General features: G+C 52.3%; 11 protein-coding genes and 1 pseudogene. 8 read left to right on the top strand and 4 right to left on the bottom strand.

The window, feature by feature from the left end; all coding sequences use genetic code 11:
• Positions 1-22 precede the first annotated feature (22 nt).
• From QSJ10_RS13670 to QSJ10_RS13650, 5 genes are all read left to right on the top strand, one after another.
• The gene (locus QSJ10_RS13670) at positions 23-1,321 is read left to right on the top strand and encodes a murein hydrolase activator EnvC family protein (protein WP_049624811.1); all 1,299 of its coding nucleotides are present in this window, start codon (positions 23-25) and stop codon (positions 1,319-1,321) included.
• Between the two features lie 271 nt (positions 1,322-1,592).
• Positions 1,593-2,840, top strand: a complete 1,248-nt coding sequence (locus QSJ10_RS13665) for an RNA-guided endonuclease InsQ/TnpB family protein (RefSeq protein ID WP_289493437.1) — start codon at positions 1,593-1,595, stop codon at positions 2,838-2,840.
• Positions 2,841-3,029: 189 nt separating this feature from the next.
• A complete protein-coding gene (locus tag QSJ10_RS13660; RefSeq protein ID WP_053532312.1) occupies positions 3,030-3,254 on the top strand; it encodes a heavy-metal-associated domain-containing protein in 225 nt (74 codons plus the stop codon).
• Between the two features lie 195 nt (positions 3,255-3,449).
• The gene (locus tag QSJ10_RS13655; protein ID WP_053532305.1) at positions 3,450-4,163 is read left to right on the top strand and encodes a pirin family protein; all 714 of its coding nucleotides are present in this window, start codon (positions 3,450-3,452) and stop codon (positions 4,161-4,163) included.
• A 366-nt stretch (positions 4,164-4,529) separates the two neighbouring features.
• Positions 4,530-5,990, top strand: coding sequence for a S41 family peptidase (locus QSJ10_RS13650; protein WP_033015012.1), 1,461 nt, complete (start codon positions 4,530-4,532; stop codon positions 5,988-5,990).
• An 88-nt stretch (positions 5,991-6,078) separates the two neighbouring features.
• Here QSJ10_RS13650 and QSJ10_RS13645 read toward each other — a convergent pair whose 3' ends face one another.
• The 4 genes and pseudogenes from QSJ10_RS13645 to QSJ10_RS13630 form a co-directional block, all read right to left on the bottom strand.
• A complete protein-coding gene (locus tag QSJ10_RS13645) occupies positions 6,079-7,071 on the bottom strand; it encodes a glycosyltransferase family 2 protein (RefSeq protein WP_033015013.1) in 993 nt (330 codons plus the stop codon).
• A gap of 16 nt (positions 7,072-7,087) precedes the next feature.
• Positions 7,088-8,761 carry a DUF6044 family protein gene (locus tag QSJ10_RS13640; protein WP_080985662.1) on the bottom strand — a complete coding sequence of 558 codons (1,674 nt, stop codon included), beginning with the start codon at positions 8,759-8,761 and terminating at the stop codon, positions 7,088-7,090.
• 124 nt (positions 8,762-8,885) lie between these two features.
• Positions 8,886-10,073: pseudogene (locus QSJ10_RS13635) on the bottom strand (IS701 family transposase).
• Between the two features lie 283 nt (positions 10,074-10,356).
• Positions 10,357-10,899, bottom strand: a complete 543-nt coding sequence (locus QSJ10_RS13630) for a MerR family transcriptional regulator (RefSeq protein WP_033012045.1) — start codon at positions 10,897-10,899, stop codon at positions 10,357-10,359.
• 220 nt (positions 10,900-11,119) lie between these two features.
• Here QSJ10_RS13630 and QSJ10_RS13625 point away from each other — a divergent pair, with 220 nt between their 5' ends.
• From QSJ10_RS13625 to uvrB, 3 genes are all read left to right on the top strand, one after another.
• Positions 11,120-12,292 carry a PDZ domain-containing protein gene (locus tag QSJ10_RS13625; protein ID WP_033015020.1) on the top strand — a complete coding sequence of 391 codons (1,173 nt, stop codon included), beginning with the start codon at positions 11,120-11,122 and terminating at the stop codon, positions 12,290-12,292.
• A 14-nt stretch (positions 12,293-12,306) separates the two neighbouring features.
• Complete coding sequence (locus QSJ10_RS13620; protein WP_033012047.1) at positions 12,307-12,528, top strand: CsbA family protein; 222 nt, start codon at positions 12,307-12,309, stop codon at positions 12,526-12,528.
• 175 nt (positions 12,529-12,703) lie between these two features.
• Positions 12,704-14,680 carry an excinuclease ABC subunit UvrB gene (uvrB, locus tag QSJ10_RS13615; RefSeq protein ID WP_049625137.1) on the top strand — a complete coding sequence of 659 codons (1,977 nt, stop codon included), beginning with the start codon at positions 12,704-12,706 and terminating at the stop codon, positions 14,678-14,680.

The following is a 14,680-nucleotide window of genomic DNA, read 5'->3' as shown; positions in this document are numbered from 1 at the left end:
GATAGAAAGGGAGAGGGGAAAGATGAAAAAGAAACGCATGTTGGCGCTCGCTGTTGCCGGGGCGCTTGGGCTGGGCATTCTCCCGCCGGCAGCGAACGCCGTCAGTACGCGCGACATCGAGCAGAAGCGGGATGAAATGAATTCGCTGCGTTCGAAGCGGTCCGATGTCGAGCAAAAAATCAATGAGGCGCAAAAAACGATCGAATCGCTTCGCTCGCAACAGCGCCAAGTTGCCAATGACATTCAAAAACTCAACGTGGCGATTGACGAAACGAGCGGTAAAATCCGCAACGTCAGCAAAGATATTGATGAAACCGAGCAGGCGATCGAGACACTGAAACAAGAGATTGCCGAAATTCAAGAGCGGATTGAAAAGCGGAACGAAATTTTAAAAGGGCGGATGCGTTCGCTTCAGGAAAGCGGCGGGGCGATCAGCTACTTGCAAGTATTGCTTGGCGCCCAAAGCTTCAGCGACTTCATCGACCGGATGAGCGCTGTCACCACGATTATGGAAGCGGACCAGCAAATCATCCGTGAACAGGAAGCGGACAAAGCGCTGAAAGAAAAAAAGGAAACAGAATTGACCGAAAAGCGGAACAAGCTGCAGGCGGATTTGCAAGAATTGAAGCAGCTGCAGGCTGAACTGGCTGGCCAGCTGGAACAAAAAAATCGCCTGATGGCCGATTTGAAGCAAAAAGAGGAAGAAGAGCATGATCATAAGATGGCGCTTGAAGAAGAAAAAGAACTGATCGCCAAACAAGAAGCGGCGGTGAAAGAGCAGCTTGCCGAACTCGAACGGCAAAAACGGGCCGAAGAAGAAGCGAAACAGAAGGGACGTACATATACCGCGCCAAACGATGGAGGATCGTCATCAGAAGAAGCGCCATCGGGCGGCAGCACACCGCCTGTGTCGAGCGGGGCCTTCACCCGTCCAGCCAACGGTCCGATCACCTCGGGCTTTGGCTACCGGTTTGGCGGCACGGACTTCCATCCCGGGGTCGACATTGGCAAGCGAGCTCCTGTTGTGCCGGTTGTCGCGGCAGCGGACGGCATTGTGTTCCGCTCCTACTATTCTAGCAGCTACGGCAACGTCATTTTCGTCAGCCATGTGATTAATGGGCAAACCTATACGACCGTGTATGCTCATTTAGAAGCGCGTCTTGTCGGCGAAGGGCAGCACGTTCGCAAAGGACAAGTCATCGGTTATATGGGTAATACTGGAAATTCGACCGGTCCGCACCTTCATTTTGAACTGCACCGCGGCGGCTGGAACCCAGGAAAAACGAATGCGGTCGATCCGCGTAATTACATCGCTTTCTAAATTCTGCTATACGCAACTTGTCTGTCTATGAGGCGGACAAGTTGCGTATTTTTTTGATTGATTGGACATCAAGGAAAATGGTTTGGCTGCACCACATCCCCCCTTGACTCTGTACCTTAGTACACTGTTTATCTTAATTAGGCGAGAAGACTCCCACTTCAACGAAGCGAAGCGGAGTAAGTGGGAGATGAATCGCCTTAACTATATTTTGCTGAAAATAGGATAGATTCAGTAAAATATAGTATAATATAGTTAGATGGGAGGTGAAAAAATGTATTTTTGTATCAAACAACAGCTAAATGGTTTGACCAAAGAAGAATACTTGACTCTTCGAGAACTGTGCCATATTGCCAAGAACATGTACAACGTCGGATTGTACAATGTCAGACAATACTATTTTAAACACAAGGAATTTCTTAATTATGAGAAAAACTATCATCTTGCAAAAACTAACGAAAACTATAAGCTGTTAAACAGCAACATGGCACAGCAAATTTTAAAAAAGGTCAATGAAGCCTTTAAATCTTTCTTTGGTTTGATCAGTCTTGCCAAACAAGGAAAATATGACCACAAGGCTATCAGTATTCCAAAATATCTTAAAAAAGATGGCTTTCATTCACTGATCATTGGCCAGATTCGTATAGACGGCAACAAATTCACGATACCGTATTCTCGCCTATTTAAAAAGACTCACAAGCCTATCACGATAACGATTCCGCCTGTGTTACTGGACAAAAAGATTAAGCAGATTGAAATCATTCCTAAGCATCATGCCAGGTTCTTTGAGATTCAGTACAAATATGAAATGCCTGAAGAGCAAAGAGAATTAAATGACCAAAAAGCACTGGCAATTGATTTAGGATTAAACAATGTTGCCACTTGTGTCACATCAGACGGCAGATCATTCATCATTGATGGGCGGAGATTAAAAAGTATAAATCAATGGTTTAACAAAGAAAATGCCAGACTTCAAAGCATAAAAGATAAGCAAAAAATCAAAGGCACCACTCGTAAACAGGCTTTGCTTGCTATGAATCGCAATAATAAAGTGAATGATTATATCAACAAGACTTGCCGTTACATCATTAACTACTGTATTGAAAATCAAATTGGCAAACTTGTCATTGGCTATGCGGAAACATGGCAACGCAATATTAATCTAGGAAAAAAGACAAATCAAAACTTTGTCAATATTCCTCTCGGTAACATAAAAGAAAAACTAGAATATCTTTGTGAATTTTACGGCATTGAATTCTTGAAACAGGAAGAATCATATACGTCTCAAGCCAGCTTTTTTGACGGCGATGAGATTCCTGAATATAATGCCGACAATCCAAAAGAATATAAGTTCAGCGGCAAACGTATTAAGCGCGGCTTGTATCGAACAAAGTCTGGCAAACTAATTAATGCTGATGTCAATGGCGCATTAAACATCTTAAAGAAAAGTAAAGCTGTAGACCTGAGTGTCTTATGCTCTAGCGGCGAAGTGGACACGCCTCAAAGAATAAGGATTGCTTGAAGCAGTCAAACTTCTTTGGAAGCCCCCACTTCAAATTTTCGCTAGAAAATTAAGTGGGGGTAGTTCACAATGGTACACAACAATGGAAATCTTCCCGTTGTCGAAAGGAGAATGAGTGATATAGGGTTCATGATCGAGGATCTGAACAAATTAAGAAAGAGACATTTCTGGATAGGAGTGATTTTTACCATGAAAACATACCGAATGACCGTCCGAGGCATGACATGCACCGGCTGTGAACAACATGTCGCCAGAGCGCTGGAGGCGATTGGGGCCAAGCTGATGGATGTCAGCTTCCAGCGCGGTGAAGCGGTATTCGCGTTGCCTGAGGACACGGACGTTGACATGGCGAGACAAGCGGTCAAAAACGCCCATTACGAGCCGGGGGACATTTTTCGCCTGTTTTTAGGTTGACAGGCGAACGGAAGTTTTATATAATTATCTCGAATTCAAGATTTATTGAATAAAGATAAATGGTTGCGCCTAACGAGGATGAGACAAGAAAAAACGGGAATCAATAGCGTAGGCGTTGGTGGTTATGGCACTTGCGGATTCGGAACAGCAAGCGCTTGATGGCCCATCATTTCTTGCAATGAAGGAGTGGAAAAGATGATCCGCATCGACCGGGCTTCATCCCGTTATTACGCCGATTACGGGTGGCTGAAAACATATCATAGTTTTTCGTTTGGCGAGTATTACGACCCGGACAACATTCAATTCGGGCCGCTGAGGGTGTTAAACGACGATTTCGTCGCGCCGCTTGCGGGGTTTGGCGCCCATCCGCACCGGGAGATGGAAATTGTGTCGATCGTGCTGAAAGGCTATTTGCAACATGAAGACAGCACCGGACATAAGGCGGTGACAACGTTCGGCGGCGTGCAGCGGATGTCGGCCGGCACCGGCATCGTCCATTCGGAAGTGAACCCGTCGGCGACGGAAGAGGTGAACTTTTTGCAACTTTGGTTTTTGCCGGAACAATACGGGTTGCCGCCGTCGTACGAGCGGATCGAGTTTCCGGTCGACAAGATGAAAAACGCCTTGCTGCCGATTGTCACGAAACACCCGTCTTCCCCGGGGATTGCTCACATTCATCAAGATTTGACGATTTATCTTTCCGATTTGGAAGCCGGGCATGAGCTGACGTTTACCCAGCCGGAAGGGCGGAACATCTTTGTCTTTGTCATTGAGGGGGATTTGGCGTTAAACGGTGAGGCCCATCTCGAACGGCGCGATGCGGCCCGTATTACGGACACGCCGGCGCTTCGCTTGGTGACGAACGAAGGAGCGCAGTTCATGCTCATTGATTTGCCCAAAGAGGAGTAAGAGCATTTCGTTTTTGTGCGGTTCATTCGTTTGACGGCCACTTCGGATGCGGCTAAGAAGACGAATCAAAAAGAGGCATCGTTCGCCAAAATGGCGGGGGGTGCCTCTTTTTTCCGCGCCCGTATGAGTTGAGAAATCAAAACGCAGCGTGTAAACTAGTAAAGGATAGACAACGAATGAGCATACTCGGTACAAGCCTAACATATGATGGAGATAAAGGCATGGCACGGCGTTTGGGCGGTGCTTTTCCTTTTCTCATTGGCGTTAGAGGCATCCGCTTGTTTCGCCGAAGGAGAACGAAGAGACCCCCTTTCCCTTCCGTTGCAGGCAATGGAAAGGGCAGGTTTAGGGTGAGGAGGAAACAACGTGAAGAAAACGACAACGGCCGCACTCATGGCCATCTCGATGCTCATCGGGGCCGGCGGAACGTATGCCGGTTTGCAGCTGGCTGGCGGAGCAGAAGACGGGCCGATGCCGGAGGCCATTTCTGAGGAACTGTCCAAGACGGCCAGCGATCATGACGAAATGAAAAAAATCCGCCAGGCGTACGAACTCATTAAAAACCGGTATGTGGAAAAAGTGGATGAAGAAACATTAACGGAAGGCGCCATTCAAGGGATGATCGACACGCTCCATGATCCGTATTCCGTCTACATGGATGCGGAAACGACGGAGCAGTTCAATGAGTCGCTCGACTCGTCGTTTGAAGGAATCGGCGCCGAAGTGAGCATGATCGACGGCAAGGTGACGATCGTCGCTCCGATCAAAAATTCGCCGGCGGAAAAAGCGGGGCTGAAGCCGAACGACCAAATTTTGCGAGTGAACGGGGAAAGCCTAGAGGGGCTTGACTTGTATGAAGCGGTGCTGAAAATCCGCGGCAAAAAAGGGACGACAGTGGAGCTTGACATTTTGCGCCCGGGCGTCAAAAACGTGATGAAAGTCAAAGTCGTCCGCGACGAAATTCCGATTCAGACGGTGTATGAGTCGGTCAAAACGTATGAAGGCAAAAAGGCCGGCTATTTGCAAATTACATCATTCTCGGAAAACACGGCCGCCGATTTTAAAAAGAAACTGGCGAAGCTTGAGGCCGAACATATTGATGGCTTGATCATCGATGTGCGCGGCAACCCGGGCGGCTATTTGCAAAGCGTTGAGGAAATTTTGAAGCAACTCATCCCGAAAGGCAAACCATATGTGCAAATTGAAGAACGCGATGGCGATCGGCAAAAGTTTTATTCCGATTTAACGGCGAAAAAGCCATACCCGATCGTCGTGCTCATCGACAAAGGAAGCGCATCGGCGTCAGAGATTTTGGCCGGAGCGATGAAGGAAGCGGGCGGCTACAAGCTGGTCGGCGAGGCAACGTTCGGCAAAGGGACGGTGCAGCAGGCGATCCCGATGGGCGACGGCAGCAACATCAAATTGACGCTGTACAAATGGCTGACGCCAGACGGGCATTGGATCCATAAAAAAGGGATCAAGCCGGATGTCGCGGTGGCGCAGCCGGATTATTTCCACGTCGCTCCGCTTCATGTCGAAAAACCGCTTCGGTATGACATGAACGACGAGCAAATCGCCAATGCGCAAAAAATGCTCAAAGGGCTTGGCTTCAACCCGGGCCGCACGGACGGCTACTTCAGCAAAGACACCGAGCAAGCCGTCCAAGCGTTCCAAAAAGCGAATCAGCTCCCGGTTACGGGGCGAATCGATGAGACGACGGCGGATGTGTTGCAAACGAAAATCATGGAAGCCGTCCGCGATCCGAAGCATGATGTGCAGTTGAAAAAAGCGCTTGGCGTGTTGTTTCCGTCGCGCGCGAGCCAATGATGACGAGTAAAGAGAAAAGGGTGCCTCTGACAACGCAGAGGCACCCTTTTCTTTGTGACTGATTTGCCTGTGGACTATCGCTGGCTTCCTACAAATGGGCTGGTGTTTTCTCCTTTTCTGATGGAAGCGGCAGCTGCACGGTTTTTTCGACCGCAAACCGGGGCCGCCGTTTCACCTCTTGATACATTTTGCCGATGTATTCCCCGATGAGGCCGAGGCTCATGAGCACCAGCCCGCCGATGAACCAAATGGAGATCATGAGCGACGTCCAGCCTGATTCGGCGTGCCCGAGAAGTTTGCTGATGAGGGCGTACAGCCCGGATGCACCGCTCGCGAGAAAGGCCAAAAAACCGATGAGCGTAATGGCGCGAATCGGTGCGACGCTCAAGGACGTGATGCCGTCAAAGGCGAAGGCAAGCATCTTTTTGAGCGGGTATTTCGACTGTCCAGCCCACCGCTCATGCCGGTCGTAAAAGACGCACGTCGAGCGGAAGCCGACGAGCGGAACCAACCCGCGCAAAAAGAGATTGACTTCCGTATAACGGCTCAGTTCATCGAGCGCCCGCTTGCTCATCAGCCGGAAGTCGGCATGGTTGTAAATCAGCTCGATTCCGATGGCCCTCATGAACCGATAAAAGGCTTGGGCGGTCGTACGCTTGAACCACGTGTCTGTCTTTCGGCTCCGCCGCACGCCATACACGATGTCATATCCTTCGCGGTATTTTTGCACAAATTCGCGGATCGCCTCCACATCGTCTTGCAAATCGGCGTCAATGGATACGGCGCAATCGGCGTACGCGCGAACCGTTTCGAGTCCAGCGAGCAGCGCCCGCTGATGGCCGACGTTGCGCGCGAGCTTGATGCCCGCCACGAAAGGATTTCGCTCGCTTTCTTCTTCAATGAGCGCCCATGTCCGGTCGCGGCTGCCGTCGTCGACAAACACGATATGGCTGCCGATGGCGACTGCTCCTTCTTCGAGCAGCTGCTCAAGCAAAGCGGTCAGCCGCCGGGCCGTTTCTGGCAGCACTTCTTCTTCGTTGTAGCAGGGGACGACGATGGCTAACAATGGTTTGTCCACCATGTTTCTTACCTCCCTTTCACTCCACTTCGTACACATAAATTTTCCAGACTGACTGTCGATCAGTGAACGCCCGCAAGAAGCGGAGATGGATGTCGCGGGCGTTTTCGATCGGAACGGAGGAAAAAATGTACTTGCCACCAAGCTGTTTGAACGCCTTTGTGTCGATCTCGAAATGACGGATGACCTTATGCGAGCGTTTCGTGAACATGTAATGTTTCCCGAGCTCTGCCGAAAACAAATAGACGCGGTTGCCCCAATGGTCGAAATAGTCTTTCAGCACGGGGCTTTTGTCTAATTCTTTGGCAATGATGCGGCGGAACTTCCGCTTATACGATAACGGGTAAAAATTGTTGTACGTATCGAGCGTATAAAACCCGTTGTATTGGGCGATGGCCGGGTGAAGTCCAACGCTGGCGACGCGGTAGGACGATACCGGCTTGCCGATGTATTGCTTGATTTTGGTAAATAAATGTTCGGAATAAAACTGCTCGAACGATGGGGTGCCAGCGAGGCGATAGCGGATTTCTTCATTAAACCCGCCAAGCAAAAGCAGCTGCAGCGCCAAGGCGATCGGCACGAGGCGCCGCCATGCGGTCCGTTCCTTGGCTAAGATTTGCAAGGCCAAGGCAAAATCGATGTAAATGACCATCGGCCGCAAAAAATGGAAGCGGGCGAAATTGAACGTATTCAAAAGGGAAATTCGTTCTTTCAGCGGCTGCCACCCTTTGTAAAACCAAAACGCATACCAAGCCGATAAGGCGATGTTCAACCAAAACAACAAAAGGAAGCGTCGCTCCAATGGCCCGCGCTGATGGCGGCGCAAAACGAGAAAAAACGCTGCCCAAAGCACCGGCAAGATGATCGGCCCATGGACGGTCATCACATGCGTATGGCCGAGCACATAATTTTTCAACGTTAAACGAAGGCAATGGACGAAGCTGAGCCGCGAGGAGAGGAACTCGTTCCGGCTCGTCGGTTCGCCGCTGAAGACAAGCGAGTACACGAGGCGGTACTCGATGGCCAAAAAGATGCCAGTCATGAGGGCGATCGCGGCGAAAAACCGCTTGTTCCATTGCTTGCGGACAACGCCGTCAAACAGCCACACCGCCGTCATCGCGGCGAGGAAAAAGAAAAATCCGAGCACAAAGCTGGCGTAAAACGGAAGCAAGATGATCGCCAGCCATTCTTTCCATGTCGCTTCTCCGTTGCGGATCGACAGAAACGCCCAAAGCGCCAGCGGCATGCCGAGCGTGCTTAACATGCCGGACGGCCAAAACGGTGTCAGCGCAAAAGCAAGCGCCGCCCCGACGCGAATGAGCCATGATTCCGGTGAAGACAAAAAGTGGCGCCTGAGCAGCCAATACATGCCTAAAAAGGCGAATACCCTCGTGATCGTTTGGCTGATGGCGTACGCCACCATGGAGGGAAACAAAGCGTGCAGCCACACGATGCCGCTGAATTCAGTGCCGAAGGCGTTGCGCGGCAACCCGTTGATCACTTGCGGAATCACGGCGTCAAGCGGGCCAAACAATTGTCCACTTCGGGCAAGCACGCGGTACCAGGCGATGTTTGAGTCCATATTGTCATGGACACGAATGTGAGCATGCTCGCCGAGAAGGTAAAGCGGGGAAAGATAGAGCGCTAAGATAAGAAAGGAAGCGGCGATGGCCCTGCGTTCAATCTGTTTCACTTGTTGCTCCCCCTTTTTGGACAGGTGTAGCATTGGCAACACGGGACATTATACATTATAAACTGTAGATGAGCATTTTTCATTACAATAATTTCCATGGTTAGAGAGACAAACAGGGTACCCCTTACGCGATACGGAGCTGTTTTTTGATCACATCAATGGGAATATCTTGCTTTGCGGCGTCATAAATGAACTCGACGACGCTGTGGTCTTTCCGCGACCGAAGAAGCTCCAGCCCGGTGGAGAGGTTTTGTCGGGATTCGGCGATGCTGTACACGCAGGCCAAGAGCACCACCGCCCAATACCGTTTCACCGCCCGAATGTGGCGAACGCGGTATCCATCCAGCTTCAGTTGATCTTTCGCCTGCCGGAAAAAGCACTCGATCGTCCAGCGCTGGGCGTAGTAACGCAAGATGTCTTCGTCCCCGAGTTCCCGGTCGGTGCTCAAGATGCAATGAAGATGTTCCGGCGCCATCGGCTGATCCGCCTTCCAAGCCAGCAGCACCACCGCGTCATCGAGGCCATGGATGGCCCCCTCATAGCGATACACGCGATAACGCTCCTGCCCCACCGTGACGAGGCGGGTGTCTTTGGACTCGATATAGCGGGCAAACTGCTTGGCTTGGATGGCGATGCCTTTCGGGTAGAGAATCCGGTTCGTCTTGAGCATCGCGATGACATGGAATCCCTGTTTCAGACAGGCTTCGATGAGCTTTTTGGACGGATACCACGAATCCATGAGCACATACACCGGCTGAGCCCGCTTCACCTTGAGCGAGGAAAGCATCTCGATCGCCAGGTCGATCTTGCTTTTTCCCGCTTTCTTGTCATACAGGCGGAACGCAAATGGGAACGCCTGCGTGAAGGTGTGCACCATCAGCCAAACGAGCGAATGCCCCCAGACCGATTGATGATCTTTATGCGAGTAGTGCCAGTCGCACCCTTGAATGGCGTGCACAGCCCGTGACGAAGGCTTTGTTTTTTGGCAAATCGTATCATCAATCGAAACAAAAAGGGGTTGATTCTTCCGTTTGGCCAGTCGTTCGACCTGGGAAAGGATCTACTCTTGAAGCTTCCCAAGCAGCCTTTCCTCGTTCCAAGGGCTTTTCGTGAAAAAGTGACGGAGCGTCGTTCGATGATTCTGATGAAAGCTCCAGTAATGAATATCAGTCAATGTTCCCGAGAATCCCTTGGTGGTCAAGGCATCGACAATATGAATGAGATGCTTGATGACCGGTTTGGAAAGCTGCAGCGTCAACCCCAGCGTGAAGAAAAACTTGTGGATTCCTTGGTGATGTGCTAATCTATTCATGAGACATGAACCTCCTTGTGGATAGTTGGTGGTACATCTATTCTAACCAAGGAATCCGGTTCATGTCTCCTTTTTTGTTTAGTTGTCAATTTATGTCAGTGAATTTGCTCATCTACAGATTATAAAGAACGATGATTAAAAAAGAATGAAAAAAGAGTAAAGAAGCAGTGAAGAGAAGGAAAAGGACGGATCATAAGGAAGGACAGAAAAAACGCCCTGCCTAAGGCAGAGCGCACGATAAACTCGTTGCCTGTTTGGTGGGGCTGATTGTGCCTTTGCACGGTTAGACAAACAAGTTCATCACCCGCCCGAGGCCGCGCCGTTTCCGCTTCGGTTCTTCGGACGGATTGTGCGGGGCGGGCGGCTGGTGATTCAGCTGTTGCTCGAGGCGGGCAACGAGCTGTTCCAAGGCGGTCAGGCGGGCGGTGATTTCTTCCATCTCCCGTCGGTGGTGCAGCAATTGAACGGAAACGACGTCATCCGCTTTTTGTTCCAGTTGCTGCTCGAGTTGATCAAGGCGCAGGGAGACGCGGCTGATTTCCGGTCCGACATATTCTTGAAACAGGGCATGAATAGGAACGTTCGGCGGCGATGTTGAAGGACGGCTAGGGGCCGGCGGTGTTTTCGGTTCTGCTTTCGGCTGCGTTTCCAGCGCGGCGCCTTGTTCAAATTTGACCCGCTCAAGCAGGGCGATCGTTTTTTCGTCAAACAAGTAGTGGCCGGCTTCATTTTTTTGCAGCGGAATGTTGTATTTCCGCACCCAGCGCTGGATCGTTTTTGGCGACACTCCGAGACGGGCGGCAACGTCGGGTGTTTTTAACTCCATCGTTCCACTCCTCCTTTTTTGTCTTCTTCTATATCCCTTTTTTCATTGGCATAAGAAATCCTGCCCGGGCGACAAAACTAGTGTCCATTCGGCAAAGAAAGTGGAAAACAGCGCAAATTCGCCATTCAGGCAAAAAAGATGGCGGCAGGCATGGGATTTGTCCCAGTCATTTGGTAGAATAGAAGATAAAGAATGGGGAACGAAGCGAGGGGGAAGGCGGATGGCAACTTGGGGATTGGAATGGTTGGAAGGCGTCGCCGATGTGTGGCGGCAGCCGCTCTTGTATTACGGCCTGCTGTTGGCCTGGGGTGCCGGCTGGCGGCGGGTGAAGCGGGAGCGCCGCGATTTTCATGTGCGCGTCTATCGGCTGGGGCAAGAATGGCGTGGGCTTTGGACGTGGGGATGGGTTGCGGGCGCTGTGCTGTCTGTCATTGCGTCCGGCATCGGGCTCGCGTTGCCGCCGGATGCGGTGTGGGCGGTGACGGGGTTGACGATCCTGCTTGGCCTGACGATGGAGGCGCGCCTCCTTTCACCGGCTTATACAGTGGGCGGAGCGCTCGTCTTGCTCGGCTTGGCGGGGCCAAGCGGACTTGCCGCTCATCTGTTGTCAGACGGTGCGGCGGATGGAGGGGCGCTTGCCGCCCTGCTTGTGTTGTTGCTGTTGGCGGAAGGATGGCTGATTCTCCGCTCGCGAAATGGGGCGGCCTCGCCGCAGCTTGCGAGAAGCAAACGTGGAATGATTGTCGGCATGCAGTGGACGCAACGGTTTTGGTTTGTGCCGGTCGTGCTGCCGATATCCGACGGCGCGTTGCCGTCGGTTTCGTGGTGGCCGCTCATTCCAGCTGGGGACGGCTATTCGTTTTGGCTTGTGCCGTTTCTTCTCGGCTTTTCGCAGCGCCGGCAGCACGTGCTGCCGGCGGAAGCAGCTCGTGAAGAAGGGCGGCGCGTGCTTCGCCTCGCTTGGCTTGTCGCCGTGCTGGCCGTCTTCGGATTATGGCATCCGTTGCTAGGGGCTGCCGCAGGAGCTGCAGCCATCATTGGGCGGGAGTGGATTGCCTTTTCCGGTCACCGCGCCGACCGCGCCCGCCCGCCCCGGTTTGCCCGCCATCCGCAAGGCGTGGTGATCGTCGGGGTGCTCCCGAATTCCAAAGCGGAACAAATGGGGTTAAGCATTGGTGAAGTGATTGTAAAAGCGAACGGCGTTCCAGTGCAGACTGAGGCCGAGTTTTACGAGGCGCTCCAGCGCAACCGCGCGTTTTGCAAGCTGGAAGTCATCAGCCATAACGGCGAGATCCGCTTCGTTCAAGGAGCGGTGTATGAAGACGGCCACCACGAACTTGGTCTGCTGTTCGTTCATCAACGAGGCTCTTCGGCGTCCGAAGCTGTGTCGTAAAGGAGACTAGACGTATGTGGTTTCTCGCGGCCCTTATCATCCCGTGCCTTTTGTTGCTGCTGTTTGCGCGGGTGACGTACAACCGTTACATTGCGTTGTTGTTGACCGTTGCCTTGCTTGTCGCCTCGTATGCCAAAGGGTATACGGACGAGCTGCACGAAATCGTCGCCGACATCGCCTCGACGATTGCCGGTTTTCTGTTGGCGGGGCGAATGTTGGACAACTTAAAGAAATGACAGAGAAGCGGACCCATCTGCAGCGGTCCGCTTTTTTATCTATGCAGCTGGAAGCGGCCTGACGGAATGGAAATCGCTGTGCAGGTTGGAACGAATACCAGTTCGCATTTTTTGTGCATCTGCGCAGAGGATATGATACAATGGGGAAAGATGGATTGAAGAAGGAGGCGAAACGGTGGAGGGCCGTTTTCAATTAGTGTCGCCGTACGAACCGCAAGGCGATCAGCCGCAGGCGATCGCCAAGCTTGTGGACGGCTTGCAGCGGGGTGTGAAACATCAAACGCTCCTTGGGGCGACGGGGACGGGCAAAACGTTTACGATCTCGAACGTGATCGCCCAAGTCAACAAGCCGACGCTTGTCATCGCCCACAACAAAACGCTCGCCGGTCAATTGTACAGCGAGCTGAAAGAGTTTTTCCCACACAACGCCGTCGAATATTTTGTCAGCTATTACGATTATTATCAGCCGGAAGCGTACGTGCCGCAGACGGATACGTACATTGAAAAAGATGCGAAAATCAACGATGAAATCGACAAATTGCGGCACTCGGCAACGTCGGCGTTGTTTGAGCGCCGGGATGTCATCATCGTGGCCAGCGTCTCATGCATTTACGGCTTAGGGTCGCCGGAAGAATACCGCGAGCTTGTCGTTTCATTGCGCGTGGGGATGGAAATCGAGCGCAACGTGCTGCTGCGGCGGCTCGTTGACATCCAATACGACCGCAATGATATCGACTTTCGGCGCGGCACGTTCCGCGTCCGCGGCGATGTGGTCGAAATTTTCCCCGCGTCGCGCGATGAACATTGCATTCGCGTCGAATTTTTTGGCGATGAAATCGAGCGCATCCGCGAGGTGGACGCCTTGACGGGCGAAGTGCTCGGCGAGCGCGAGCATGTCGCCATTTTCCCGGCGTCGCACTTCGTCACGCGCGAGGAGAAAATGCGGCTCGCCATTCAAAACATCGAACAAGAGCTTGAGGAGCGGCTCGCCGAACTGCGCGCCCAAGGAAAGCTGTTGGAGGCGCAGCGGCTGGAGCAACGGACGCGCTATGATTTGGAAATGATGCGCGAGATGGGCTTTTGTTCCGGCATCGAAAACTACTCGCGCCATTTGGCGCTGCGGCCGCCGGGATCGACGCCGTATACATTGCTTGACTATTTTCCGGACGATTTTTTGATTATCGTCGATGAGTCACACGTCACCTTGCCGCAGCTGCGCGGCATGTACAACGGCGACCGGGCGCGCAAGCAAGTGCTCGTCGACCACGGCTTCCGTCTGCCGTCGGCGCTCGACAACCGACCGCTCACGTTTGAAGAGTTCGAGCAAAAAATCCATCAAATTATTTACGTCTCGGCGACGCCGGGGCCGTACGAGCTCGAGCACAGCCCGGGCGTTGTCGAACAAATCATTCGCCCGACCGGGCTTCTTGACCCAACGATCGACGTCCGTCCGACAAAAGGACAAATCGACGATTTGATCGGCGAAATTCATGAGCGCGTCGAGCGGAATGAACGGACGCTCGTGACGACGCTGACGAAAAAAATGGCGGAGGATTTGACCGATTATTTAAAAGAAGCGGGGATCAAGGTGGCGTATTTGCATTCGGAAATTAAGACGCTCGAGCGCATTGAAATCATCCGCGATTTGCGGCTCGGCAAATACGATGTACTGGTCGGCATCAACTTGCTGCGGGAAGGATTGGACATTCCGGAAGTGTCGCTTGTCGCCATTTTGGACGCCGACAAAGAAGGGTTTTTGCGTTCGGAGCGCTCGCTCATCCAGACGATCGGCCGGGCGGCGCGCAACGCGAACGGCCATGTGATCATGTACGCCGATACAGTGACGAAATCGATGGAAATCGCTATTCAAGAGACGAAGCGGCGCCGCGCGATTCAAGAAGAGTACAACCGAAAGCACGGCATCGTGCCGCGCACGGTGAAAAAGGAGATTCGCGACGTCATCCGCGCGACGTATGCGGCGGAAGAGACGGAGATGTACGAGGCGAAGCCGGCGGCAGCGATGACGAAACAAGAGCGGGAAGAGCTGATTCGAACGCTCGAGACGGAGATGAAAGAGGCGGCCAAAGCGCTCGACTTCGAGCGGGCCGCCCAGCTGCGCGACGTCATTTTCGAATTGAAAGCGGAAGGATGA

The organism is Geobacillus stearothermophilus ATCC 12980 (genome assembly GCF_030369615.1).
GTDB classification, from domain to species: Bacteria; Bacillota; Bacilli; order Bacillales; family Anoxybacillaceae; genus Geobacillus; species Geobacillus stearothermophilus.
The sequence above is the reverse complement of the archived record's forward strand: the minus strand, read 5'-3'. Positions and strand labels throughout refer to the sequence as shown.

What these genes read in the sequence shown, in the direction of transcription:
- QSJ10_RS13670 (WP_049624811.1), top strand. Translation starts at nt 23, where the DNA reads ATGAAAAAGAAACGCATGTTGGCGCTCGCTGTTGCCGGGGCGCTTGGG.
- QSJ10_RS13665 (WP_289493437.1), top strand. Translation starts at nt 1,593, where the DNA reads ATGTATTTTTGTATCAAACAACAGCTAAATGGTTTGACCAAAGAAGAA.
- QSJ10_RS13660 (WP_053532312.1), top strand. Translation starts at nt 3,030, where the DNA reads ATGAAAACATACCGAATGACCGTCCGAGGCATGACATGCACCGGCTGT.
- QSJ10_RS13655 (WP_053532305.1), top strand. Translation starts at nt 3,450, where the DNA reads ATGATCCGCATCGACCGGGCTTCATCCCGTTATTACGCCGATTACGGG.
- QSJ10_RS13645 (WP_033015013.1), bottom strand. Translation starts at nt 7,071, where the DNA reads ATGGTGGACAAACCATTGTTAGCCATCGTCGTCCCCTGCTACAACGAA.
- QSJ10_RS13630 (WP_033012045.1), bottom strand. Translation starts at nt 10,899, where the DNA reads ATGGAGTTAAAAACACCCGACGTTGCCGCCCGTCTCGGAGTGTCGCCA.
- QSJ10_RS13625 (WP_033015020.1), top strand. Translation starts at nt 11,120, where the DNA reads ATGGCAACTTGGGGATTGGAATGGTTGGAAGGCGTCGCCGATGTGTGG.
- QSJ10_RS13620 (WP_033012047.1), top strand. Translation starts at nt 12,307, where the DNA reads ATGTGGTTTCTCGCGGCCCTTATCATCCCGTGCCTTTTGTTGCTGCTG.